Here is a 25,493-nt window from a genome sequence, read left to right on the forward strand (position 1 = left end):
GAGCGGCCAAAGGGATCAGACTGTAAATCTGACGGCTCAGCCTTCGCTGGTTCGAATCCAGCTCCCTCCACCACTTTCTATTGCTTTATCTCACAATAAGCTTACATATATAAACGAGCTTAAAAACAACCCAAAGCCAAAAATCAAATGTGCTGCCATACTTTTTACCCTTGCCTTAGTCGGCTCTGGTAATTTAGATGCTGCGATCCCTGCACCAAAACAGGGTTGCATAATAAAAAATGGAAAAACACACGTTATGAAGCCAAAAACTAACGCAGTCAAAAGGCTAGGCTCAATCAACCAAGGCTTGCCCACGCTCAGTAGAAACACCAAGGCGAATACAATCCCAATGAAATAATGCATGGACCAGCCAATGACACGTTCACCAGATATTGGTTTACTACGCCCGATACCTTGATGCGTAAGTTGACCTTGACACAAGTGTCCAATCCACCTACCAACTAATGCATAATCTAAGCCCTTTATGGCAAACAAGCGACTGAGCATAAATGCCCACAAATCCATAACAAGCGTTGCACCTACGCCAATCACGACTGCTGGCATTAATATCGAATATAGGTTTTCCACTATTTTTACTCCTCTTTTTTACTGATAGCCGCTATCCTACTAGTTCAAGTTAACTTTAAGTCAAGGGCAAAAATGGATATCAGTGAAGTTGCAAAGAAGTCAGGTTTACCCGCATCCACGCTTAGATATTATGAAGAAAAAGGACTGATCCGATCGATTGGTCGACAAGGGCTCAAACGTGTTTTCCCCCCTTCGATACTTGAACGTCTAGCACTTATTACACTTGGCAGAAACGCAGGCTTTTCGTTAGATGAGATAGCGGACATGTTTACCCCCGAGGGTAAAGCGGATATTGATAGGGTGAAGTTACAATCCAAAGCGGATGAATTAAATGAAACCATTAAGCATTTAACTGCAATGCGAGATGGCCTCTATCACGCTGCAAAATGCCCTGCGCCAAGCCATTTTGAATGTCCGACATTTCAAAAGCTGTTAAAACGAGCGGCAAAGGTGAGGCCCGACAAATAATAGGCATAAACAGGACACTATGCTAATGCTCAATCATCAAGTCACGACCGTGGTCACGTAAGTAACGCCGAGCCATTTTATGGTCGTGGCCATAGTGCTTTGTTACCAAATGCCAAAATGCGCTATTGTGTGCCATGACATGAAAATGGCAAAGTTCGTGCACTACCACATAATCAATTACCCACTGAGGCGCACCAATCAAAAACGTATTAAACGCAAGCACGCCTTTAGATGAAAAACTGCCCCAGCGGCTTTTATAAACGCGTATTTTTAGGGTATCAAAGCGAGCTTGAATATCAGGTTGATAGCGCGCAATAACCATATCTACATAGTCATTTAGCGTTTCGCTTAACAGCGCAACTAATTCACACCATTCATTTTTGACAGCCTTAAGTAAAACCCTTTTGTTATCAAAATCAATTACAGAGGTCGTACTTTCGCCTCTTTGAATGGTAAAGGTCTCGCCGAATACTTGCACAATACCTGTTTCCAGTGGCCGAGGGCTCTTTGGTATGATTTTTAGAGCAAGCTTTGATTTTATCCAATCGGATTTGCTTTCCACCCAATTATGTAACCAGCGCTCGCAAATTTGCTCTGGCGCATACACAAATACTTGGCCAGCTTTTATTTTTATCGCAACGCTCTTACGCTTTCGGCTTTTCTTCAATTGATATTGCAAGATAACAAATTCTTAGTCCCTAAAGCATGCATTATAGTATGAGCAACTTATCAGAGTCACTGCAAACGCCATGTAAGATAATGAATTCGACCAATGATGACAATACACTCATCAATAGTGTGGTTTCTAACACTCTATAAATTAGAAAGATTTTTTCGTTAAATCCCCGTATTTATTATTTTTGCTGCTACGCTTAATGAAAAAGGCATTTTGATTTAGGCAAGCTATGGCTGATAAACCCATTTGCCAATATGTGTCACCTGAGGGAAAAAAATGCAGTGAAATCGATATGGGCTCAGGTTACTGCTTTTGGCATGACAATAAATTCGATAAAGGTGGCTTGGAGCTAAGCCAAAAGCTTGAGCGCTACGCCAAGCGCGGCGGTTTGCTACAAGGCTTAGAGTTGAAGCGAGCCAATTTAGAAGGGCTCAATCTTGTTAACTTTGAAAATCATCATGGTTATGATCTATCTTATAGCAACTTCTATCGTGCCAATTTAAAAGGGGCGCACCTATTTAATAATACCATTAAGCATGCGTCGCTAATGAAGGCTGATTTGAGAGAAGCAAGTCTGCACTGCTGTAATTTAGAAAGCACCAATTTGCTCGGCATAAAGCTGGAAAACACCCGTATCGATAATATGGAACTCGGCGAGCAATTACTGCAAGAGCAGCAAGCTTTTGAAGCTCGTAGAAACCGAGCCAAAGAAGACGCGGAAGACTTGTTCTTACAGTCCGAAGAGATCTATCGTTTACTACGTAAAGGCGCAGAAAACCAAGGACTATTTGAAATGGTTGGGCGCTTTACATACAAAGAGCTGCGCATGCGACATGCCCAGTATCCACGATTTTCAAAACGTCACCTTATTTCCAGCTTTGTCGACTTATTATGTGGGTATGGAGAAAAACCAGAAAATGTCATTCGTTTCAGTCTAGGTATGATAATTACCTGTGCATTTTGCTATTTTCTATTTGGTGTTTCGTTTCAAGATCAGATAATGCAACTGGACTTAGACAACAGTGTATCTGAAAACGTAATGGCGCTGCTGAACAGCTTTTATTTTAGTGTTGTTACCTTCACAACCTTGGGTTACGGGGATATTACGCCTGTGGGGATCTCCCGACTGATCGCAGCGGTAGAGGCTTTTACCGGCAGCTTTTCATTAGCGCTATTTGTGGTGGTCTTTGTGAAGCAAATGACGAGATGATACTCATCTCGTCATTTTTAATCCGCGATTTCTGATTTCAGTTGTTCTAAAAAATCCAGCATATATCGGGTGCGGGTTTGTGCCTGCTCACGGGCTGCGGTGGTATGCATGTTATCTTTAATATGCAGCAGCTTAATGAAGAAATGATCTAAGGTATATTTGGTATCGTCAGCTTTTCTGTGCTCACAAAAAGGGTCTTCTACATTGTAAAGATTACGCGCTATCGCCCCACCTACTTTCATACAGCGGCTAACACCTATCGCCCCTAACGCATCCATTCTGTCTGCATCTTGGACAATTTTGGCTTCTAATGTCGTGGGTGTGACACCGGCGCTAAAGCTGTGTGCAACAATGGCGTGGTGAATAGCCTCGAGTTTATCCGTGTCGTACTTCAACTCTGTTAGGAAGGCAACCGCCTTATCTGCTGCTAATTTCGACGCCAGCGGCCTATCTGGATGATTTTTTGCTACGGCAACACAATCATGTAACCAAGCGGCTGGGATCACCACAGCAGGATCCGCACCCTCAGCTTCGCAAAGTGACTTTGCGACTTTAACTACACGCTTGATATGAGACAAATCATGGGCGGTATCTGCACATGGAGTCGACAGCATAAACTCTTCACATGCTTTTTCTAATTCATGCATTTTTAACGTCATTAAGCTCAACTTTTATTAATATCTGACAAATAAACCCACACAAATTCAGCGGGAAAGGCATTACTGATTGTATGTTGCCACACCCTTCACTAAAATGGCAGCTATCAGGAAAGATTAGAGAAAATATATGACTTGCGCGCTATATCTGCAACCAGGCAGAGAAAAATCCCTTAACAGAAAACACCCTTGGGTGTTCTCAAAAGCCATCAAAAAAGTAAAAGGTAAGCCTGCCCTTGGCGATACCGTTAAGATTTACAGCAATGAGGGTAAATACCTCGCGACAGCCGCTTACAGTCCAGACTCTCAGATCAGAGCCAGAATTTGGACATTTGATGAATCACAACATATCGATCAAGCGTTCTTTGAGCAAAAACTCGCACGGGCACTAGCAGCCAGAGAATATGTTATCGCTGAAGGTGGTTTAACTGGCTTTAGATTGTGTGCCGCAGAGTCCGATGGTCTGCCAGGTGTAACAATTGATAAGTTTGATAATTACTTGGTTTGTCAGTTGCTAAGCGCTGGTGCCGAGCGCCACAAGGGTGAAATAGTAATGGCATTGCAATCACTATTTCCCGATTGTCATGTTTACGAGCGCTCAGATGTTGATGTGCGCAAAAAAGAAGGCCTTGATAAAATTACCGGACCGCTTGCAGGCGACGCACCAACCGCCCCCGTCCTTATAAGCGAAAATGGTTTAAAGATTGAAGTCGATATCATCGGCGGCCATAAAACCGGCTTTTATCTAGATCAACGCGACAGTAGAGCCGCGTTAGAACGCTTTGTAAAAGACAAAGAAGTGCTTAACTGCTTCTGCTACACCGGTACATTTGGTCTTTATGCACTGCGCGGTGGCTGTAGTAAAGTAATCAACGTTGACGTATCGCAGCCTGCACTCGACACAGCTAAACGCAATGTAGAACATAATGAACTAGACTTATCGAAAGCTGAGTTTGTTAAGCAAGACGTATTCAAACTACTTAGACAATATCGTGATGAGGGCCGTCAATTCGATACTATTGTGATGGATCCACCAAAGTTTGCAGAAAGTAAGGCGCAGCTTAATGGTGCCTGTCGTGGTTATAAAGATATCAATATGATTGCCATGCAAATATTAAAGCCTGGAGGCACATTACTCACCTTCTCGTGTTCTGGTCTTATGGAACAAAACCTATTCCAGAAAGTCGTTGCAGACGCTGCGCTCGATGCCGGTAAAGAATTGTTGATCATGGAAAGACTAAATCAAGCAGCCGATCACCCTATTGCGGGCAATTATCCAGAAGGTTTTTACCTGAAAGGCCTTATTTGTAAAGTTTATTGATTTAGCAATTTATAGTGGTATTGGAGGAAGCTTCAATACCACCTTTAGGGCTTAGGTAATCTAATTAAATTTGGTGATTTCAAGCCCTACAATCCACTGCTCATCCTGCTCTTGACTACAACGGATCACGGTTGCATGAGCACTAAGCGGCTGGATCATATCGCCACTGGAATCAATGAAAATGTCAACGGTTGAATTTGCTTCAATTGGGTCGCTCACTGTCACCGACAACCCTGTGGCGCTTAAATCGTGACAAACTCCTTGGTGCACTTTACCCGACTCAAGTTCGGTTAATTTTGCTACTGCATCCACCGACATACGCATAAAACGGCGTTTATCTTCATTGATCATATAATGCTCCTACACCATTGATTTTATTTTTTCTAATAGCGATTGCATTGAAAATGGCTTTACCACATAGGCATCGCAGCCGGCATCGAATCCCGCTTTTTGTTCTTTTTCGGACTCTAAACCAGATACCATTAATACAGGAATGTCCTTCGTCTCTGGTGTATTTTTCAACATTCGACAGGTGTCGTAACCGTCAAGGCCCGGCATACATACATCAAGCAAAATAGCATCTGGAGGATCAGCAATCGCATTAGACAAGCAACTCGTGCCCGAGTTTGCATAGCTCAGCTCAAACGCCCCTGACAGCGCCACTTCGAGCATTTCATAGTTAAAATACTCGTCGTCGACCACTAGCAGATGCGGTGCATTTTTCCTTTTCTCTCGTGTGGACATATTCAATGCCGCTTCCTTCTCACAATCCAAAACTTTACTTCCTCATATAATAAAGTAACTGTCGTACTCTAAAATGCAAGTTTATATTTCGCACTCTTTTATCGAATTCAGAACGCGTTTAGCCGAAATCGGATAAGCCGTTCCTAATGTTTGAGCAAACAAAGACACGCGAAGTTCCTGTTGCATCCAAAAAATATTTATAAGCGACTCTGGTACAGGTAATCCAGAAGGAATTTTTGCCAACTTGTCTTGATAGGCCGCAGCAACTTTTTCCAATTCGAGTACACACAGCCTATCTCTGTTTGGGTCTACCGCAAGTTTTTCAAGCCTTTTTTCAATCGCTTTCATGTAGCGTAAAATATCAGAGATTTTGTCAGCACCATGAGCGGTGACAAAGCCTTTAAAGATAAGACCGGATAACTGAGATTTTATGTCGCCGTGCGCGGTGATCATCGTGAGATCCACTCTGCCTTTCATACGCTTGTTAATACTGTGGGCAATACTAAGCACAGCCTCAACTTGCTTCGCAATTTCAACTACAGTGTCACCTAGCTCAGCTCGAATGTGCTCTTTGGCTTTTTCAAACGCGACGTCATCTCTGATCTCGCCAAATGAACGCAGCAGCTTATCAACCCCAGCTTGCGTACAGTCATCAACTAAATCATGCACTTTACCAAAGGGGTTAAAGTACAATCCTAACTTAGCCTTATTTGGTAAGTGTTGCTGCAGGTATTTAACAGGCGAAGGAACATTGAGTAGCACAAGACGGCGCAATCCTGCTTGATGCGCCGCTTGGGCTTTTATTTCGTTATCAAACAGTTCTATAGCCGCACTTTGTTTTTTATCGACTAATGCAGGGAAAGCCTTAATCTCATAATTTCCTTGCTTTTTAGTATATTGCTCAGGCAGCTCGCCAAAATCCCACTGCTGAATATCCGTTTGCTCTATTCCTTGCTCAGCCACTTGCGACAGCGTCTCGGTCACTTGCCCTTGCAACTTTGCTTTAAGTGCCAATAAATCAAAGCTATGGGCTATCACCTTGCCTTTGTCATCGACTACCTGAAATTGCATTTTTAAGTGCGGCTCAAGTGAACTAACATCCCAATCTGACTCGGCGACTTTGACACCTGTCATTCTGAGTAAACGGTTGGCCACCGCTTCGATAAATGAGCCTTGCATTACCTCAACGGCGGCAAGCACAGCATCGGCATAATTTGGTGCTGGCACAAAATTACGTCTCAAGGTCTTCGGCAGTGACTTAATAAGCCCACAAACCAGCTCATGTCTGAGCGCAGGGATATGCCAATCAAAACCTTCATCTTGAACTTGGTTTAACAATGCCAGAGGAATATTGACCACCACGCCGTCGAGTGCTTGGCCTGGGTCAAAGTGGTAACTGAGAGGCAAAATCAAATTCCCCTGCTGCCACGTATCAGGGTAATGGATATCCGTGATATGTTCAGCGTCATGCTTCATTAATAGATCGCGCGTCATATGCAAAAAGCGTTTGTCTTTTTGCTTTTGTGAACGCCACCATTTACTAAACGCAGCACGATTATTTACGTCTTGTGGAATTCGATCGTTATAAAACGCAACCACATCTTCTTCGTCGACTAGGATATCGCGACGCCTCGCTTTATCTTCAAGCGCTTGCACTTCTTCAACCAATTTTTGGTTTGCGCTTAAAAAACCTTCGCTCTGGCCAAGTTGACCATTTGCTAACGCTTCACGAATAAATATCTCTCGGCTAACCACAGGATCAATATCGCTATACACCGTGCGTTTGCGACCAACGATGATCAAGCCGTATAAGGTTTGTTGTTCAAATGCGATAACCGCTCCAGCCTTTTTCTCCCAATGCGGTTCACTATAGCTGCTATTAACTAAATGCTTGGCGAGCGGCGCAATCCAATTTACATCGATCTTGGCGTTAACCCGAGCATAAAGTTTACTGGTTTCCACAAGCTCTGCAGACATTAGCCACTTAGGGCTTTTCTTAAACAGTGTTGAACCGGGGAAAATATGAAATTGGCTGTTACGTGCGCCTTTAAAGACTTGCTTTTGCTTTTCGTCCTTCACACCAATATGGCTAAGCATACCGCTTAGCAATGATTGATGGACAGCTTCATCGCTTGCAGGACTGCTATTTATTTTAAAGCCAAGCTCCTCACATACCGTGGTCAACTGATATACAATATCTTGCCACTCACGTACGCGCATATAGGCCAAAAAGTCTTTTTGGCATTGCTTTCTAAACTGGTTACGCGTCAGTGCTTGCTGCTGCGCTTCAATATAGTTCCATAGATTTAGATATGCAACAAAGTCAGAGTGTTCGCACTCAAAGCGATTGTGTTTTTCGTCAGCGGCTGCACGTTTGTCTTGAGGACGCTCTCTTGGGTCTTGAATAGACAATGCCGCGGTGATCACTATCGCTTCCCAAAGCGCATTATTTTGTGCCCCTGACATCACCATTTTGGCAAGCCTTGGGTCTATGGGTAAGCGACTTAGTTTACGACCTGATTCTGTGAGCTTGGCCTTTTCTCTGCGCTGTGCAGGAACTATCGCCTCCAGCTCTTCAAGTAACGACATACCATCTTTGATATTACGGCTATCAGGCGCTTGTACAAATGGGAATTGACTTATATCACCAAGTCCAAGTGCAAGCATTTGCAAAATAACCGAAGCTAAATTGGTTCTTAGAATTTCAGGATCGGTAAACTCAGGGCGCCCTAAAAAGTCGTCTTCAGAATATAAACGAATACAAATACCGGATGCCACACGCCCACATCGACCTTTACGCTGGTTTGCACTGGCTTGTGATACCGCTTCAATCGGTAAGCGTTGCACTTTGGTTCGATAACTGTAGCGGCTTATTCTCGCAGTACCCGGGTCGATAACATAGCGAATACCTGGTACGGTCAATGACGTTTCCGCAACGTTTGTAGACAATACGATGCGCCGTTGGCTATGGGGCGCAAAAATGCGATTTTGTTCGGCATTAGACAGGCGCGCATACAAAGGTAAAATCTCAACGCCTTTTAAATTGCGTTTTGCCAGCGCGTCAGCGGTGTCACGAATTTCACGCTCACCGTTCATAAATACCAAAATATCCCCGGGTCCTTCGGCACAAAGCTCATCAACCGCATCAAAAATGCCCTGCAACTGGTCATTTTCTGCTTCGCCATTTTGTGAGTCTACATCTTCAACTGGACGATATCTCACTTCTACTGGATAAGTTCGTCCTGACACCTCAATAATAGGTGCGTCACTAAAATGTTTGGAAAAACGCTCAGGGTCAATGGTTGCTGAGGTAATAATCACTTTAAGATCTGGACGCTTCGGCAACAGCTGCTTTAAATAACCCAGAATAAAATCAATATTCAGGCTACGCTCGTGCGCTTCATCAATGATGATTGTGTCGTACTGGTTGAGGAATCTGTCTTGTTGAATTTCCGAGAGCAAAATACCGTCGGTCATCAGTTTTACGTATGTATTGTCAGAAACTTGATCTGAGAAGCGAATTTTAAATCCAACTTCTTGCCCCATCTCGCAGCCAATTTCCTCTGCGATACGGGTAGATACGCTTCTTGCCGCTAGTCTTCTAGGCTGTGTATGACCAATATAGCCATCCACGCCTCGACCAAGCTCTAAACAAATTTTAGGTAGCTGCGTGGTCTTCCCCGAGCCTGTTTCACCGGCAACAATGACCACTTGGTTATTCGCGATGGCTGCTTTGATGTCGTCTTTTTTCTGGCTGACGGGTAGTTGCTCAGGATACTCTACTGCTGGAATATTGGCACTTCTTGTTACCTTTAATTCTTGGCTTTTTGCAATCGCAGCCGCTACTTTTGCGACTACCTGCTTTTGCTTTTCTTGATCGGTAATTTTTTTCGCACCATGGAGGCGCTTTTTGAGGATGAAGTGATCCTTTTTAAGACATGAATTTAGCTCTTTGAACAGCGAGTCAACCTGCACTACACGACACCTTGTGATTACATAAAACGCCGTGTAGTTTATCAAATCAGATTAGACGAACCCAACTAAATTTGGTTAGGAATTGAGATTTTTGCTGTTATTCTCAAGGCAACTCCTCATGGGTTACCTTAACAGCTCGTAAATTTCATCGCTTTATACGTAACGGTGACCAGAGACATAAGCATCATGTAAATGCTTATCCAACGCTAATAGCACGTTTGCACGACTGATAACCCCAAGTAAGCGACCTTCATCGTCAACTACCGGGTACACTTTGGGCTTGTTGCAAATCATCAAATCTGCCATTTGCACTATGCTGTCTTCGCGTTTTACACACAGAGGCTCTTTTGTCATCACATCGGACACCACACTATGAGACTCATTTTGATAGGTCGCCTCTAGCATTTTTTTGAGGCAATCCTGCTCAGATAAAAACCCAATAACCCGCCTTGCTTCGTCTATAACCGGCCCGCCCGACTGGCCGCTTTGTAGCAGCTTTTCTACCGCTGATTCTACGCGCATGTCCTGTTTGAATGTTACGGGGCGATGATTTAAGTAGTCTGCGACTTTTATTGATTGCATTGCTCATCTCCATTAAAAACGCCAGCTATCATGATAATAATAGCTGGCATTTGAAGAACTTGCTTAGTCTCAACGAAATATTGTTTTACTCGCTATAAATACCAACATAGGTCTGTGTTGTTGACGACTTGCTCGCACGATACATCCCCGCGGTATTAAATGGCATGCTAATATTTCCTTTAGGGTCAACAATGATCACCCCACCCGTGCCACCAATTGGATAAAGCGTATCAAAAATCACTTCTTTTCCCGCTTTTTCAATCGACTTGTTTTGATAAGCGACACGAGCACAAATATCAGCTGCGACATTATATCGAATAAAATACTCACCATGTCCCGTTGCTGACACAGCACAAGAGCGGTTATCCGCAAATGTGCCCGCCCCAATCACTGGTGAGTCACCTATCCGTCCAAAGCGTTTAGCCGTCATCCCACCGGTTGACGTTCCAGCCGCTAAATTCCCCTGTTTATCAAGTGCGACAGCCCCCACAGTTCCCATCTTATATTGGCTCTCTAATTGTTGATGTGCCGCCTGATAGTCTTTGGTCGCCGCTTCTTTTATCTGCAATCGCTTTTTCGCCTTTAAGAGTGATTGATAGCGAGCATCGGTGTCAAAGTAGTTGTTTTCCACTAACGTAAAACCGCGTTTCTTAGCAAAGTCTTCTGCACCTTCACCACTTAGCATGACGTGTACTGAGTGCTGCATTACTTCTTTTGCCAGATCGATTGGGTTTTTAATGTGCTTCACCCCCGCCACAGCGCCCGCTTGGCGATTACGACCATCCATGATTGATGCATCTAGCTCATGCCCTTCATCATAAGTGTACACGGCACCCTTACCAGCATTAAAAAAAGGAGAATCTTCAAGAATGTTAATGGCTGCCGTTACCGCATCAAGGCTTTCTCCACCTTGTTCTAGTACCTTATAACCCGCTTCAACGGCTTCTTTTAGCTTAGCTTTGTATTGTTTTTCTTTTTCTGGTGTGAAGTTACTGCGCTCAATCGTACCAGCTCCTCCATGAATGGCGATCGCAAACGGGGTCGCTTTCTCGTCAGCGACGACAGCTGTCGTCGACAAGGCTAATAATGCTGCTAGCAAAGAGTTTTTTTTCATTTTTATACCTTGGTTCGTTATTAAACTTCAGCATGAGGTGAATTTTAGAACGATGCAAGCTTTCGCGTTAAAATACTCCTTTCAACTCAACAAGAAGAACGCCGAGTAGCGTATAACTGTCGTTGGGAAACACGCTCGGTTTGGATCCCTCGAGGCGGTTCATACTGTCCTATTCCAAACGCTAAGTAATACCAATTTGTCTTAATACTTGCTCAATTTGAAGGTGCAAATTGGTGTAGCACTTATAAAATAGCATCCACAAAAAAGCGCTTCCTCTGGAAGCGCTTCTATCGAATCATTCTATATCTAAACGCGATTAGCTCGCTTCGCGCTGTGCCTTCATTCGAGCAAGGCGCGCTACTTGATGTGTAGAAGTTAAGAATGCGAAGATTGGTGCTAAATAACCACGTTTACGTAGCTCTAGGAAATCTTCGTCACCTAATTCATTTAACTTACGCTCATCCACAAGGTAGATACCGTTGATGTCTTTTTTCTCACCACGGATTTCTACCGTTAGTGTTTGTTGAACTAGAAGCTCTTTGTCAGCAAGATACTGAGTAAACGCTTCAGTTACGCGAGCAAACTCAACATAGCTAACTAACGCTTCTTTACGACGACCTAGATATTCAGTTTCTTTACCGTCTTCGAAAAGCGCATTGCCTTCTTCTTCACTAACTAGCGGGCTTGCTTCATCAATAACAATACCAAACTGATCTTGCTCAGGGTGCTTAACCAAACCAAACGGGTAACGTGCAGCGGCCATTGGCACAAAGCTGCCAGTCCACTTGTCACCGTCTACAAATAAGTTTTCACCTGGCTGAAGACCAAACATAGCAACCGCTTGAAATTGACCTGACTCAGTGTTTTTAACAAACGCCATTGGGAATTCTGTCGCTACACGCGCAAACTCATGCGCCACTACAGGCATTAAGTGCTGAGTTTTAAGGAAATCAACGTTCACGCCATTTTTTACTTTGATGTTAGCGTGCTTTTCGTTGTGTAAAGGCTGCACTTGTTGTTCCGCCATAATACTGCTCCATTATTTTACGTATTTGTTACTTTATTTATTGCCCCTAAGGCTAGCGGTTTTCGGGGCAAATTGGAAGTTAAATATTTATTTAAGCATTACAGATCTTTCATACATTTGAATAGTCTGCTTTATCATTACGATGACATATATTGCCTCAATTGTTTAAGCCACTCTCCATGATCTAAAAGAGCTCCTTTAGCTCGCCTTAGTTGCTCATTGTTCTTATCTAATAATTTAAGCCCAATATCAAACTCTGCTTGAGACGTCGTTTGCGGGTGAGTGTTAAATTTCATTCCATACAGAACATATAAAAAGTTCTTTTCATTAAATAGCTCAAAGCGACTCCAAAAATCCATTTGTTGGGGCGAACGTAGCTTAAATTTTGCAAGCTTCCGCTCTAGAGAGTCTGAGAGCTTTACCTCGCTTCGATACTCTACCCAAAAGTCACTATCAACCCTGTCAGAAAGGATATAATGCAACTGGATGAAATCGATTGTACTTTCCCATGCGCAGTTCACTGCATCATTATAGTGGTCACTGAATACCGATATCTCAGCTCTAGAAAGTGGGAAATTCTTCGACAAGAATTCCGCAGAAAAGTCTGTTAGTAAAATAGATGTTGCTTCCAAAGGCTCGACAAACCCCTGCGCTAGTCCTAGCGCTACACAATTTTTACTCCAGCTTTGATTCCTATAGCCCACTCTCATTTCTATTTTTCTAGGATTCACAGAGTCAACATTCAGCATTCTTGCATACGTTTCTAAAGCCTCTTTATGTGACATATATTTAGACGCATAAACAAAACCAGTTCCAGTACGGGAAGTAAGGGGGATTTCCCACATCCAGCCAGCTTTATGTGCGGTTGCCGTTGTGTAAGGATTCAAGCTGCTTGGATCATCTCTTTCTATCTGCTGTACTAGCGCTGTATCTACCAACAACTGCTCACTTTTATCCTGAAAACTGTCATTAGAAACTGAGCTTATTAGCTTCGCTGAAAAACCAGTACAATCTACGTAAAAGTCAAAATGCAGTATGTCTCCATTTGTCATGCAAAGAGATTCAATATGTCCTGTTTGATCTAGTTTAGATTCATCAACTGTTCCATTTAAAACTCTGACATTAAATCTATCTAGGGCATTGCGTTTGAGTAATTTTGCGAATTTTGCTGCATCGAAATGATATGCGTATGGTAGCACACCTTGATAGTTGCCATCGGTTTTTAGTTTAGGTGCGAGCCCCGATTCACAGACCCTTGATTGTATCCCAACGTAATCAAACGGTATTTTTTTCCCTAAATTTAACCATATATTAGTTATATCCAGTCCTTCGGGATATGGCGCTTCAAATGGGTGATAATAAAAGTTATGTGCTCCATGAACTTTTTCATCAAGCCACGAAACAAATCTTATCCCCTGCTTGAAGGTAGCATCACAGCTCCCCAAAAGCTCCGCTTCAGAAATACCAAATTTTTTTAGGCTTTTAACTATGTAAGGAACTGTACCTTCTCCAACACCAATACTTGGTATATCTAAAGATTCAATTACTGTAATCTCGACATTGCTATTTGAAGAAAGCGCTAAGCCGAGATGATTAGCTGCTAGCCAACCAGCTGTGCCCCCACCAACAATTGCGATCTTGGTTATATTCATCTCGCCCTCTTGAAATAAAAAAGCCCAGTAAAAACTGGGCTATAGCTTACACAATTTATAATTAGAAGTTAAAATTAACACCTAATCTATAAGTTGCTTCGCCACGGAAAGACCATGTTGGGAAACCATCCTGAAGCGCAGGCTTAACATCAGCACCAACCTCTGCCGCACCATACTGAACATCATCTTCCTCGGTAACATTTACGACTTCAAATGTCAACGCTGCGTAGTCTGTAACTTGCCAACCGAAAGTTAAATCAAGTGTACCAAAGTCATCGTGCATACGGTTTCCGTAATAGTTACCGTATTCACGAATCATGTATTCAGATCTCCAGTTATACGCTGCTCTCGCCGAGAATTCATCATTTTCCCAATAGCCAACTAGATTTAGCATATGCTCTGATGACTCGGTAAAACGGGATAGATTATCAGTATAAACCTCTGCTGGTGCACCTGCATCTGTGTATGTGTAGTTAGCGTTTATACCAAACCCATTATCCCAAGCATGATTCCACTGGAATTCAACGCCATCAATCTCGCCGCCACCTGCATTTTTATAGCGATTTACGGTCCAATCATCAGCTGGTGTAGTAAGGTCATTATTAATTACACCAATTTGTTGATTAAAATCAGTCGTCGCAACAATAAAATTACTCACATCCTTTATAAAGTAAGTTACGGCAAATAGGCCATCTTCACCATAATAATACTCTAAACTAACATCGGCTTGAGATGATTTCATTGGTTTCAGGTCAGGATTACCGTAAGTAATCTCCTCATTACCAATACGGTCATCAGGATAACCAGTTACTTTTGAAAGTAGTAAGTTGTCGTAGTTTGGACGAGTAATAGCTTGACCAGCTGAAACGCGAAGAATTAAGTCTTCAGATAGGTCAAAGGTAATATTAGCACTTGGCAACACATCATTGTAATCACCATCAACACCTACTGGAGCTTCGCTCCAACCATTGTTATTTGCAAGAATATCAGCTGGGCTATTATCGATGATATGACCTTTTGAAGTCACATCTGTACTGACATATCTTAGCCCGAAGTTACCTCGGAAACCTTCGCCTTCAAAAGACGCCATAGCATACAATGACAGATTGTCTTCTTCTATTTTTCCGTAGCCCGAACGGTTATAAGCAAACTGATCGATTAGAGACAATGTAGCATTAATCATTGCATCTCGGTTTGCACGAGGAATAGTCCAACCATCATAGCCAATTGGCATTGTACCGCTATATAAATCCTGAACACTAAAATAGTTGGCAAAACCTCCTGCATTTTCACCATCTGCAGGGGCTGTTATTTTTGACTGGTCGTATACAGCCGTATATAGCTTTTTCTCAAATTCATGTTCAGTATATCTTACCCCAAACTCAAGTTTGTTGATCGCGCCAAAGTCAACGTAGTAATCAAAATCAACTTGACCATACACTTCCTCATCTTTATTTGGACCCTTTATACCTGTCCAAGTAGACGTTGTACCATATGCAGGTAGCTGTTCAACGGTAAAGCCAAGATCAGCACCATCAAGTTTTATTTGTTTACCAGTTGCATCTACGACTCCCCACCAGTTTACTTGGTCGAAGTTAGCATCGGACGTTTGCTTTAGTCCATTTCCATCAACATAAGCATTTCCCCACCAACCAAAACCAAAGTTAGCACTCATGTCTGTACCACCTTCCGCTTTCGAGTGACCAAGAACACCTGAGATTTCATAAGTATCAGACTGGTACTTCCAGTTAAATTCTAGAGTGTCTGAAGTCATTTCTCCTTGGCGAGCCCAATTTTGGAAAAATACGTTGCTTCCTCTATCTTTTGGCGTATCGCTATATGTACAGACGCCAGCAGCATTGTACGTTTTACATACTGATTCTTCCGGTGTCCAAGCGCCCCAGTTATTATCAGTACCAAAGTACATATTAGCACCAGTGCTGTCAGCGCCGAGCTCTAATGAAAGTGCGTGAATACCCAATTCAAGTTGTTCTGTTGGACGATATTGAAGCGTTACATCTATAGCTGTGCGCTCTTGATCTTGTAAAAAACTTGAAGGTTGTACTGATGAGTTTCCACCCCAATCAAGATCGGCTTCGGTGCCTTGACGAAGATATTCACGATCGATGTATGCAGCGGCTACAAGTACACCAAAAGTTTCATCTTTGTTTTTCCAACTGTATAGCCCAGAAACTTCAGGAGATATCTCCTCGTTTAGGGTACCATACTCGCCTTTTAGCGAAAGAAACGATGTATTAGATTCTAAGTCAAGAGGCTTGCGTGTTTTTACGATTACTGTACCACCGATACCACCTTCAACCAGGTTCGCCTGTGTCGCTTTATAAACTTCAATTCCGCCAATCAGCTGTGACGGTAACATAGAATAATTAAATGAACGGTCTAAATTCATTTGATCATACCAGCCGGTTGAAGCCACATTCTGGCCGTTTAACGTAGTCAACGTCATAGAAGGATCGGTACCCCTAATGGATACAGAACTACCTTGACCAAAAGCTCGTCCAACGCTAATACCTGGAATACGCCCTAACGCTTGACCTACGTCTGAGTCAGGAAACTTACCGATATCTTCAGCGCTCACTGCGTCAACAACTGCAGTCGCGAATCTTTTTGTATTAATATTTTCTTTGTTTGATGCTCGCAAGCCACGAACTTCAATGACTTCTACGTTTTCTTGTACTTGATTTTGGCTTTGACTTTCTTCTGCAACTACAACGCCTGAAAAGCCCGCACCTAGTGCGATGCTGACGTTAACTGCAAGTAAGCTTTTTTTGAAATTATTAGCTAACACAGGATTCCCCTTGAATCATTTTGTTGGTTTTTTAAATCACTTCTGCCCAGTGATGATGACAACGCTGTCATCTAATAACAAACCATACACCCTAAATTACATATTCGCTACAATTTTTTTGGCCTGTTATTCAAAAAATATTCATATAGATAGATATCTTATTGATAAATATAAACTTAAATATAGCCAAGATATGGTTTGTTACAAAAACGATTGGAGAATAGCACAAAAAATTTTGCTGCTGTAGGGTTTTAAGATGGAATTGTCTCAATAAAGGGACATTTTAATTATCTGAATACACACAAGGGGATGTGTATTCAATTCCCTCATCAAGCTTGGGCAGAAGCTAAAGATGAGAATCAATATCAATGACAACGCTGTCATTATAGATTTATCTGTAAGTACTGTCTAGTTCTTTTAAGAGAATTTTTTATGACAAAGGCTTATAAAATCTACGATCAGCGAGTTAGTTATCACTATCTTTTGCACAAATTTAAATACCCCATTACGGGACTTGTTGATTTTATAATGATCGTATCTTGAATCAGTAAAATTTATTGCTTTTATTCGTAAGAAGTAAGAAGTAAGAAGTAAGAAGTAAGAAGTAAGAAGTAAGAAGTAAGAAGTAAGAAGTAAGAAGTAAGAAGTAAGAAGTAAGAAGTAAGAAGTAAGAAGTAAGAAGTAAGAAGTAAGAAGTAAGAAGTAAGAAGTAAGAAGTAAGAAGTAAGAAGTGTTGTCGCTTCGAGCTTAATGTCCAGAGATATTCAATCAGTTGACTCAAATAATCGAGACAAGGCCAGCTATCACGCCAGCCTTACATTTTACTGTTTCTAGTACATGCACTCGGGTTACGGGCACCAAAATACGGTCAAATTAATATCAGGGTGATTTAATACAGCGCGCAGTGGTACTTCATACTCTGAGCCGGGTTGTTTTGCCGCTTCATACACCGCCTTTTTTTCATCACCAGAGATCAATAAAACAGCCGCCTTAGAGTTAGCTATTCCCGCCAAAGACAAACTCATGCGCTCGGTGATCTCACCTGTCACTTCGCTTTGATGAGCATTAATTGCGCATACGGTGTTTGTGGTCGTTAACGCGTGCTCTAGGCCCTTTGCATTTGGAAATAAACTGGCGGTATGACCATCCGGCCCCATTCCCAAAATAGTAACATCGAACGGTTTTTTCAACGCTGCATAAGCAGACTCACATAGAGCAGCGCCCTCTTCTGCTGACACTGCCGCATTCTTCATTGTTACAAATCGAGCATTTGCCGCTTTGTCTTGCAGTAATGTCGACTTGATAAATGCTTCGTTAGACTTTTCGTGTTCCGGTTCGACCCAACGTTCATCAACCATAGCAACCGTAATTTTGTCCCAGCCTAGTTCAACACCAGAAAGGTAACGATACGCTGGAGCCGGTGATGAACCACCAGATACTAACAGCACAGCTTCACCATCTTGTGCAATCCCTTGGCTAAGCCCTGATTGGAGTAGCTCTGCAAGCGCTGCTGTCATCTCGTCTTTGGAGCTGAAATTTCTTTCTGTTAACTGTGCCATTACGCTTGCTCTCCCGCGTTGAACCAAACATGTTTGTTTTCTTCTAGCAGTTCATCGGCGTCTTCAGGACCCCAAGAGCCAGCACGATAAAGTGACGGAGCCCCTTTACTCTGCCAACGCTCAATGATTGGATCAACCCACTGCCACGCTTGGCGCACTTCGTCACGGTGAATAAATAAAGCAGGGTTATTTGCAGCGGCGTCTAGCATTAAGCGCTTATATGCGTCTGAATGATAGCCATTGTTATACTTTTCACTCAATGAGATATTTAGCGTCACTGGCTCTAGTTGCATTTCAAGGTTATCTAGACGCTTAGACATTAGCGTTAACTGAATACTTTCTTCAGGCTGTAATCTTATCACCAAACGGTTTGGCTGAATTGGACCCGCCGCATCACCATAAACATTGTGAGAAACAGGCTTGTACTCAACCACAATTTCAGCACAACGCTTTTTCATACGCTTCCCTGTTCTTAAATAGAAAGGCACGCCAGACCAACGCCAGTTATCAATGTGAGCACGAATAGCAACAAATGTTTCTGTTTTACTCGACCCTTCACCCAACTCTTCTAGGTAGCCGGGTACCAGCTTACCTTCAAGGTCGCCTGGCACATATTGGCCACGCACAACATTATTATCTACATCTGTGTCAATTAGCGGCCTAAGCGCTTCTAATACTTTAAGCTTTTCAGTGCGAATGCTGTTGGCATTAAGTTTATGTGGTGACTCCATCGCAACCAAGCAAAGTAGTTGCAATAAGTGATTTTGCACCATATCACGAAGCGCACCTGCTTTGTCGTAAAAGCCTGCACGGCTTTCAAGACCGACTGTTTCAGAGATACTGATCTGAATATTATCTATGGCTTTAGCATCCCATAGATTCTCGAAAAGTGCGTTTGAGAATCTAAGCGCCATCAGGTTTTGAACCGTTTCTTTACCTAGATAATGATCGATACGGAATACTTGCTCTTCCGAGAAGAACTCACCGATTTTGGCATTGATTTCTTCTGCAGATTTGCCGCAATAACCAATAGGCTTTTCAACAACTACACGTGATTGCTCAGTGATTAGCCCTTTGATTGACAATAGCTCACAACAACGGCCATAAACCGCTGGAGGAAGTGACAAGTAGAATACACGAGACTTATCTTCCCCATCAGCCAACATATTCTTTAGCGTATCCCAGTGTTCATCTTCTTCAGTAACGTTGACTACCACAGGCACTAAAAACTGTTCAAATGCGGACCAATCTTTCTTGTTGTATTCGCCTTTGCCAAGGTGAGTTTGTAATGCGATATGTGCCGTTTCGATAAATTCTTGTTGTTTGTTTTGTTCACGAACGGTCGGTAAGATGCGAGTGCCTTCAGGTAAGTTACCTTCTTGATATGCACGATACAAGGCAGGTAGGAGTTTGCGAAGTGCTAAATCGCCTCCCCCACCAAAAATTACGATGTCAAAAGGATTAAGCATAATTCACTCTCATTAGGTTAGGCGTGCACTACAAGCACGCAGTGTTTATTCGATTTGGAGCCACTCCAAAGCCTACCAAACTCATTGTGTAACGGGTGATGATTTCGATTGCAATGCGCTAGTAATATCAATTTGACTTAAGACCTGCTCAATTTGAGGGATTAAGTAAGTTGGTATAAATGAGTCTTAGAAACCTGTATTTCCTCTCACAAAAATACAGGTTCTAAGTACTCCAGCGCTACCCGTTCAAAGGTATTCTGTTTACTTCAAGTTCCACTCGAAGTACTAATTTGTTCTCTTTTGCTTGTAATAAGCGATTAGACCCGCCGTTGAGCTATCATGAGGGTTAGAAACGCCTTCTTGTGTTAACTCGGCTTCAATATTTGATGCCAGTCCTTTACCAAGCTCAACACCCCACTGGTCAAATGAACACACATCCAAAATGATGCCTTGGCAGAAAATTTTGTGTTCATACAAGGCAATTAGTCGGCCCACAGCTTTTGCATCTACCTTATCTAAGATAAATGAAGAGGTTGGACGGTTACCTTGGTGTATTTTATGCGGGATCAACTTATCAATTTCCGCATCCGACTTACCTTTAGCCGTTAAATCTTCACGTACCTGCTGTGCATCTACACCCGTCATCATTGCTTCCGTTTGCGCGAAGAAGTTAGACAGTAAAATATCGTGATGCTGGCCTACTTTGTTTTGCGGTTCAATCGAAGCGATGAAATCGGCCGGTACAATCACATTACCTTGGTGTAAACACTGATAAAAAGCGTGCTGGCCATTTATCCCTGTCATGCCCCAAATAATTGGCACAGTCGTATAGTTTACCTGCTCTCCTGCAAAAGTAACATGCTTACCATTACTTTCCATTTCACCTTGTTGTAAATACGCAGGCAGCATATGAAGCGCCTGATCATAAGGCAAAATCGCTTGTGCTTGATACCCTAAGAAGCTGGTATTCCAAACGCTGAGTAACGCCATCAACAGTGGAATATTGTCTTCGTTGTTTGCCGTTTTAAAGTGCTCATCAATTTCAAACGCACCTTCCAGCACTTCGATAAACTTATCGAAGCCTAAATAAAGTGCGATTGGTAATCCTATCGCGCTCCAAAGCGAGAAACGACCGCCAACCCAGTCCCACATCGTAAACACGTTGTCATCGCTAATACCAAACGCTCTGGTCTTCTCAAGGTTGGTGCTCACCGCAACAAAATGCTTGGCGATTGCCGCTCTATCATTTGCAGCATTCAAAAACCACTCAACGGCAGTCTTTGCATTGGTCATAGTTTCAGAGGTTGTGAAGGTTTTTGATGACACAACAAACAGGGTTGTTTCTGCGTCCAAACCTTTTAGTACTGAAGCAATCTGTACACCGTCAACATTCGAAACATAATGCACGTTTAGCTTGTCATCTGCATACGCAGCAAGCGCATCAGTTACCATTTGCGGGCCTAAGTTAGATCCGCCAACGCCAATCGCAACCACATCTTTTACAGCTTTGCCTGTATACCCTTGCCACTCACCTGAACGAACTCGGTTACTAAATGCTTGTAGTTTTTCTAATTCTGCATTGACTTGTTCAGTAACGTTCACACCATCCACATAAATAGGTGTATTAGCTCGGTTACGCAGTGCTGTATGTAAAACCGCTCGGTCTTCGGTGATATTTATTTTTTCACCAGAAAACATCTTTTCTCGCCAAAGCGCGATATCGCTCTCTTTTGCGAGCTGCATCATCTCAGAGAATGTTTGGTCATCAATGCGTTGCTTGGAAAAGTCGAACAATACACCTGAGATTTGACGAGAGAACTTTTCAAACCTATGTGCATCGTTTTCAAACATCGTTTTTAAATGCTGTTGCTCTACTCGCTGCGCAGAACTACTGAGCTTTTGCCAACTATCCAAATCTACACGACCACCCATTACACATTCCCCTAAGACGTAAGTGATTGTTAGTTACCTTACTTTTCAGGTAGTAACAACAAAGAAACATTATTAAACAAGCACATTATGCCAAAATGACAACGCTGTCAAATTGCTTCTTTTCAATTTTACATTGCGAATAATAACCTAAAATAAAATTTTTGACACCGGTATCATTCATTTATTTCTGCGAATTGTAGTGCTAAATTCTGTACTTATTAGATAGACTAAGAAAAACAGATGATCCTTTTATTAAGCCGATGCTCGTCTTAACGGCTTAATATCACAGAAATTGGGCGCTAGCTTCTGCATACATAAAGCGCTACTATTCCTCTGTGCTTAATAATGATCGATACAGACCTGTAAATAGAAGAACAACTACATGAAAGTCACTATTAATGATGTTGCCAAGCTAGCTGGCGTATCTATGAAAACCGTATCGCGGGTAATCAATAAAGAACCTTCGGTTAGAAAAAAAACCTACGATCAAGTAATGCAGGCTGTAAAAGAGCTTAATTATCAGCCTAATATCGCTGCGAGAAACTTAGCTGGTACTTCTTCATTTGCAATTGGCTTGGTCTACGACAATCCCAATGCGTATTATGTAATTGATATGCAAAACGGGGTGTTATCTCGCTGTAGAGATGAAGGATATGAGCTCGTCATCCACCCCTGTGAATCCAATTCGGAAAATATGGCCGAAGAATTCGTCACTATGATCAAACGCTCACGTCTTGCAGGTTTGGTCTTGACTCCTCCTCTATCCGAGCAACAAACCATTATTGATATGCTAGATGAGCTGGGCATTCATTACGTTCGTCTACTTTCAGGTCGAGCGCAAGAAGCGGAAAATAGCGCAAATAACTGTATCTTTGTTGACGACTACGCTGCAGCCTATGAAATTACTGAGCATTTGATCCAACTTGGACATAAAAAAATTGCGTTTGTACTTGGCGATGAAGAGCACAAATCAACGACGGAACGGTTAGCCGGATATCGCGATGCCCTGAAAGCACACGATATAAAACAAGACGATACACTGCTCTATCACGGTACTTACTCATTTGAATCAGGGGTAAAAGGCGCTAAAGCGCTGCTGGCCGATGGCAATCCAAACCAAATCTCTGCAATTTTAGGTGGTAACGATGAGGTAGCCGCTGGAGCTTTATTTGCTGCGCGGCTGATGAATATAGAGATCCCGGGTCAATTGTCTATCAGTGGCTTCGAAGACTCTCCATTCTCCCGCCAAACTTGGCCAAAGCTTACGACTGCACATCAGGCTAACAACATTATTTCTGAACATGCTGCGCGTTTATTGTTTTCTAAAACACGGGGACATCGAAAAAATGATAAAGAAGTCTCACATGTTTTCACACCGAGTATGGTGGTTCGTGAAAGCACGGGTAGGATCACACAATAGCTATTTAACCTGAGGTTTGGATAAGGAATGAGCTAACTCATTGTTTTTAAGCCCACATTAAATTATACCCTTATCTAGCCAGACAGTTTTGGGGATAACAAGGCGAATTTACACACCAATAGCTGGCTATTGGAAGTGAATTCAACGCAGTTAGCGCTAAAATTGGCTGCTAGAAAGGCATTAATTATCTGAAGCTCAGGTTATTTATTTAGTCGGCTCTTGAGCCGACTAACATCAAAAACTCTCACTATTTCGCCAACAGTTCTTCACTCTTACTCGACCATGCATTGATCAGCGCCTTGACCAGAGATGCAAGTGGAATCGCAAAGAATACCCCCCAAAATCCCCATAAACCACCAAAAAATAACACTGCAACAATGATATAAACAGGGTTGAGATCCACAGCTTCTGAAAACAATAACGGCACTAAAACATTACCATCTAATGCTTGAATAATGCCGTACGCGATGAGAATAGTCCAAAATTCTGGCGCTAGCCCAAATTGAAACAAAGCAACTGCGGCAACGGGTAAGGTAACGAGTGCAGCACCAATAAATGGGATAAGTACAGAGAGCCCAACCAACGTCCCCAGTAGTGCAGCATAACGTAAATCCAAAATAGAAAAGGTCACAAAGCTCACTACACCAACGATGACAATCTCAAAAACTTTACCACGAATATAATTCATGATTTGTTGGTCCATCTCGTGCCACACTTGTGAAATGAGCTTTCTGTCCTTGGGTATAATTTTTGAAATTCCAGATGTAAGCTCTGATTTGTCTTTCAACATGAAAAAAGCAAGCAGCGGCACTAAGACTAAATAAATCATCCAAGCGACAACGTCTTTTAATGAAGTTAATGAGGCTGAGACAATAACTTCGCCAAGCTCTAGCAGTTTGCTTTCCACAGAGCTCACAATTGCCTGTACCTGAGTTGTAGAGATCAGCGTCGGATAGTATTCAGGTAAATGTAACAGGAAGTCCTTACCCTCTTCTACCATAGTTGGACTTTCTTGGAGCAGGTTACTTAACTGTTGCCACAGAACGGGAACGATACCAAATACCAGCCCCAAAGCGACCCCCACAAATACCGCCATTACCACTACTGCTGATAACATCCTACTGCCAGTCACTCGGGTAAGCTTGTTCACTGGCCATTCTAGTAAATAAGCAATGACAATTGCGACCAGTACCGGCATGACATAACTGCCAAAAAAGTACAGCAAAGCAACCGTAGCAACTAGCATCAGCAATAGAGTAACGGAATGTGGATCTGAAAACTTTTTGATATACCACGCTTTTACTAACTCAAACATCCATGATCTCCAAACACACTTCACCACTTTCAATTTCAATAATTTGGTAACTCACTGAGTTACCATCCAAATATTTTTTTATGTCTAACAAGCTTTGATCCTGACTCATCAGCAACTTTAGTTTGCCTAGAGTATAGTCATGACGCTTTAACCGCCACTTAAACTGAACAAATAATGCGGGACAGGTAAATTCTCGCAAATCATGTACAAATTTTGTTGTCTTGTCTCCACACAAATCACTCAATGCGGTAGCCCTCAAGGCGTTGATGGTTTATTCTTAATAGCATACTCTACTTCTTGGGAATCTTAATGCCAGGCGTTAATAATAAGGCCCGATTGCCAGCCAATCCAACACTAAAAGAAATAAATTGGTACAAAAAGCAAATTAATTGGGGTGAACTTCCGCCTTTTTATCACCTTGTCGCTTCTGCGGTAAGCGAATGCGAAGGTCTGCTCCATCACGGCTTTGATAATGCAGTAAAACGTTTGCTAGATAAGCGAAACTGGAATATAGAACTGTTAGGTGGTTATGAAGACGACAGTGGCATAATCCACTGTGACAATAAACCTCAAATAGCATTACATCAAGCATTTACTGATAGAGGCTTTGAGCTTTGGGCTTACCCAATAGCCAAAGGCACCAAGATTGATGCCTATGTTAAAGATAATCGTTTTTTAGAATTCCGAGTGTGGGATCCGCACACGATGAAAAACTTACTGCGCATCAACCAGCTCCATAAATTCATTGCGTTTTACTTTGAACGTGGTGATATAGCCGACAAAGCTTTAATACTTCATGCGCACAAAGTGCTACATATGACAGTGACGTTTTTGCAAAAAGAATTGAACATCACCAGCGTTGGCGGGGTCTCAATAAAAGATTTTTACCAACTTTGCGAAAAAGATGCTCGAGCATGCAATGATGAAGTCGACTTAGCTAGGATCATGCTCGGAGAAGACCTTAAAAGGGATTAAA

20 protein-coding genes are annotated in these 25,493 nt (G+C 42.4%); 5 read left to right on the top strand and 15 right to left on the bottom strand.

The window, feature by feature from the left end:
• Nucleotides 1–90: 90 nt before the first annotated feature.
• On the bottom strand, nucleotides 91–588 hold the full coding sequence (locus tag NO992_RS17975; protein WP_010375555.1) for a DUF2938 domain-containing protein: 498 nt from the start codon (nucleotides 586–588) through the stop codon (nucleotides 91–93).
• A gap of 72 nt (nucleotides 589–660) precedes the next feature.
• Between NO992_RS17975 and NO992_RS17980 the strand changes: the two genes are divergently transcribed.
• Complete coding sequence (locus NO992_RS17980) at nucleotides 661–1,056, top strand: helix-turn-helix domain-containing protein (RefSeq protein ID WP_010375554.1); 396 nt, start codon at nucleotides 661–663, stop codon at nucleotides 1,054–1,056.
• Between the two features lie 22 nt (nucleotides 1,057–1,078).
• Here the strand turns inward: NO992_RS17980 and NO992_RS17985 are convergent, their stop codons facing one another.
• Entirely contained in the window at nucleotides 1,079–1,735 is a 657-nt protein-coding gene (locus NO992_RS17985; RefSeq protein ID WP_371379581.1) for a M48 family metallopeptidase, read from the bottom strand.
• 226 nt (nucleotides 1,736–1,961) lie between these two features.
• On the opposite strand from NO992_RS17985, the gene NO992_RS17990 reads away from it, so the two are divergent.
• Nucleotides 1,962–2,942 carry an ion channel gene (locus tag NO992_RS17990; protein WP_010606522.1) on the top strand — a complete coding sequence of 327 codons (981 nt, stop codon included), beginning with the start codon at nucleotides 1,962–1,964 and terminating at the stop codon, nucleotides 2,940–2,942.
• Nucleotides 2,943–2,959: 17 nt separating this feature from the next.
• Here the strand turns inward: NO992_RS17990 and NO992_RS17995 are convergent, their stop codons facing one another.
• Nucleotides 2,960–3,601: an HD domain-containing protein gene (locus NO992_RS17995; RefSeq protein WP_371379584.1), complete on the bottom strand. Its 642-nt coding sequence runs from the start codon at nucleotides 3,599–3,601 to the stop codon at nucleotides 2,960–2,962.
• A 127-nt stretch (nucleotides 3,602–3,728) separates the two neighbouring features.
• On the opposite strand from NO992_RS17995, the gene NO992_RS18000 reads away from it, so the two are divergent.
• On the top strand, nucleotides 3,729–4,919 hold the full coding sequence (locus NO992_RS18000; protein WP_010375545.1) for a class I SAM-dependent methyltransferase: 1,191 nt from the start codon (nucleotides 3,729–3,731) through the stop codon (nucleotides 4,917–4,919).
• Between the two features lie 60 nt (nucleotides 4,920–4,979).
• Here NO992_RS18000 and NO992_RS18005 read toward each other — a convergent pair whose 3' ends face one another.
• The 11 genes from NO992_RS18005 to pgi all read right to left on the bottom strand — a co-directional run bounded on the left by NO992_RS18005 (nucleotide 4,980) and on the right by pgi (nucleotide 21,782).
• Nucleotides 4,980–5,270, bottom strand: a complete 291-nt coding sequence (locus NO992_RS18005; protein ID WP_010375543.1) for a PilZ domain-containing protein — start codon at nucleotides 5,268–5,270, stop codon at nucleotides 4,980–4,982.
• Between the two features lie 9 nt (nucleotides 5,271–5,279).
• Complete coding sequence (locus NO992_RS18010; protein WP_010375541.1) at nucleotides 5,280–5,663, bottom strand: PleD family two-component system response regulator; 384 nt, start codon at nucleotides 5,661–5,663, stop codon at nucleotides 5,280–5,282.
• A gap of 81 nt (nucleotides 5,664–5,744) precedes the next feature.
• A complete protein-coding gene (hrpA, locus tag NO992_RS18015; protein ID WP_371379588.1) occupies nucleotides 5,745–9,638 on the bottom strand; it encodes an ATP-dependent RNA helicase HrpA in 3,894 nt (1,297 codons plus the stop codon).
• A gap of 153 nt (nucleotides 9,639–9,791) precedes the next feature.
• Nucleotides 9,792–10,220, bottom strand: a complete 429-nt coding sequence (locus tag NO992_RS18020; protein ID WP_010375537.1) for a CBS domain-containing protein — start codon at nucleotides 10,218–10,220, stop codon at nucleotides 9,792–9,794.
• An 85-nt stretch (nucleotides 10,221–10,305) separates the two neighbouring features.
• On the bottom strand, nucleotides 10,306–11,334 hold the full coding sequence (locus NO992_RS18025) for an isoaspartyl peptidase/L-asparaginase family protein (protein WP_010375535.1): 1,029 nt from the start codon (nucleotides 11,332–11,334) through the stop codon (nucleotides 10,306–10,308).
• Nucleotides 11,335–11,650: 316 nt separating this feature from the next.
• Nucleotides 11,651–12,361 (bottom strand): SapC family protein, encoded by a 711-nt coding sequence (locus tag NO992_RS18030; RefSeq protein WP_371379592.1) that lies wholly within the window; start codon nucleotides 12,359–12,361, stop codon nucleotides 11,651–11,653.
• A gap of 137 nt (nucleotides 12,362–12,498) precedes the next feature.
• On the bottom strand, nucleotides 12,499–14,013 hold the full coding sequence (locus NO992_RS18035; RefSeq protein WP_371379594.1) for a tryptophan halogenase family protein: 1,515 nt from the start codon (nucleotides 14,011–14,013) through the stop codon (nucleotides 12,499–12,501).
• Nucleotides 14,014–14,074: 61 nt separating this feature from the next.
• Complete coding sequence (locus tag NO992_RS18040; RefSeq protein ID WP_045989073.1) at nucleotides 14,075–16,822, bottom strand: TonB-dependent receptor; 2,748 nt, start codon at nucleotides 16,820–16,822, stop codon at nucleotides 14,075–14,077.
• Between the two features lie 848 nt (nucleotides 16,823–17,670).
• Nucleotides 17,671–18,381 carry a 6-phosphogluconolactonase gene (pgl, locus tag NO992_RS18045; protein WP_010375525.1) on the bottom strand — a complete coding sequence of 237 codons (711 nt, stop codon included), beginning with the start codon at nucleotides 18,379–18,381 and terminating at the stop codon, nucleotides 17,671–17,673.
• A complete protein-coding gene (zwf, locus tag NO992_RS18050; protein WP_253107026.1) occupies nucleotides 18,381–19,850 on the bottom strand; it encodes a glucose-6-phosphate dehydrogenase in 1,470 nt (489 codons plus the stop codon). The genes pgl and zwf overlap by 1 nt, the downstream gene beginning before the upstream one ends.
• Before the next feature lie 285 nt (nucleotides 19,851–20,135).
• A complete protein-coding gene (pgi, locus tag NO992_RS18055; protein ID WP_371379598.1) occupies nucleotides 20,136–21,782 on the bottom strand; it encodes a glucose-6-phosphate isomerase in 1,647 nt (548 codons plus the stop codon).
• 382 nt (nucleotides 21,783–22,164) lie between these two features.
• Here pgi and NO992_RS18060 point away from each other — a divergent pair, with 382 nt between their 5' ends.
• A complete protein-coding gene (locus tag NO992_RS18060; protein WP_371379601.1) occupies nucleotides 22,165–23,202 on the top strand; it encodes a LacI family DNA-binding transcriptional regulator in 1,038 nt (345 codons plus the stop codon).
• A 247-nt stretch (nucleotides 23,203–23,449) separates the two neighbouring features.
• On the opposite strand, the gene NO992_RS18065 is transcribed toward NO992_RS18060, so the two are convergent.
• Nucleotides 23,450–24,517 carry an AI-2E family transporter gene (locus tag NO992_RS18065; RefSeq protein WP_253107024.1) on the bottom strand — a complete coding sequence of 356 codons (1,068 nt, stop codon included), beginning with the start codon at nucleotides 24,515–24,517 and terminating at the stop codon, nucleotides 23,450–23,452.
• A 309-nt stretch (nucleotides 24,518–24,826) separates the two neighbouring features.
• Here NO992_RS18065 and NO992_RS18070 point away from each other — a divergent pair, with 309 nt between their 5' ends.
• A complete protein-coding gene (locus NO992_RS18070; RefSeq protein WP_010375513.1) occupies nucleotides 24,827–25,492 on the top strand; it encodes a hypothetical protein in 666 nt (221 codons plus the stop codon).
• Nucleotide 25,493 lies beyond the last annotated feature (1 nt).

The sequence above is a fragment of the Pseudoalteromonas sp. DY56-GL79 genome, assembly GCF_041414765.1.
Lineage (GTDB): Bacteria > Pseudomonadota > Gammaproteobacteria > Enterobacterales > Alteromonadaceae > Pseudoalteromonas > Pseudoalteromonas piscicida.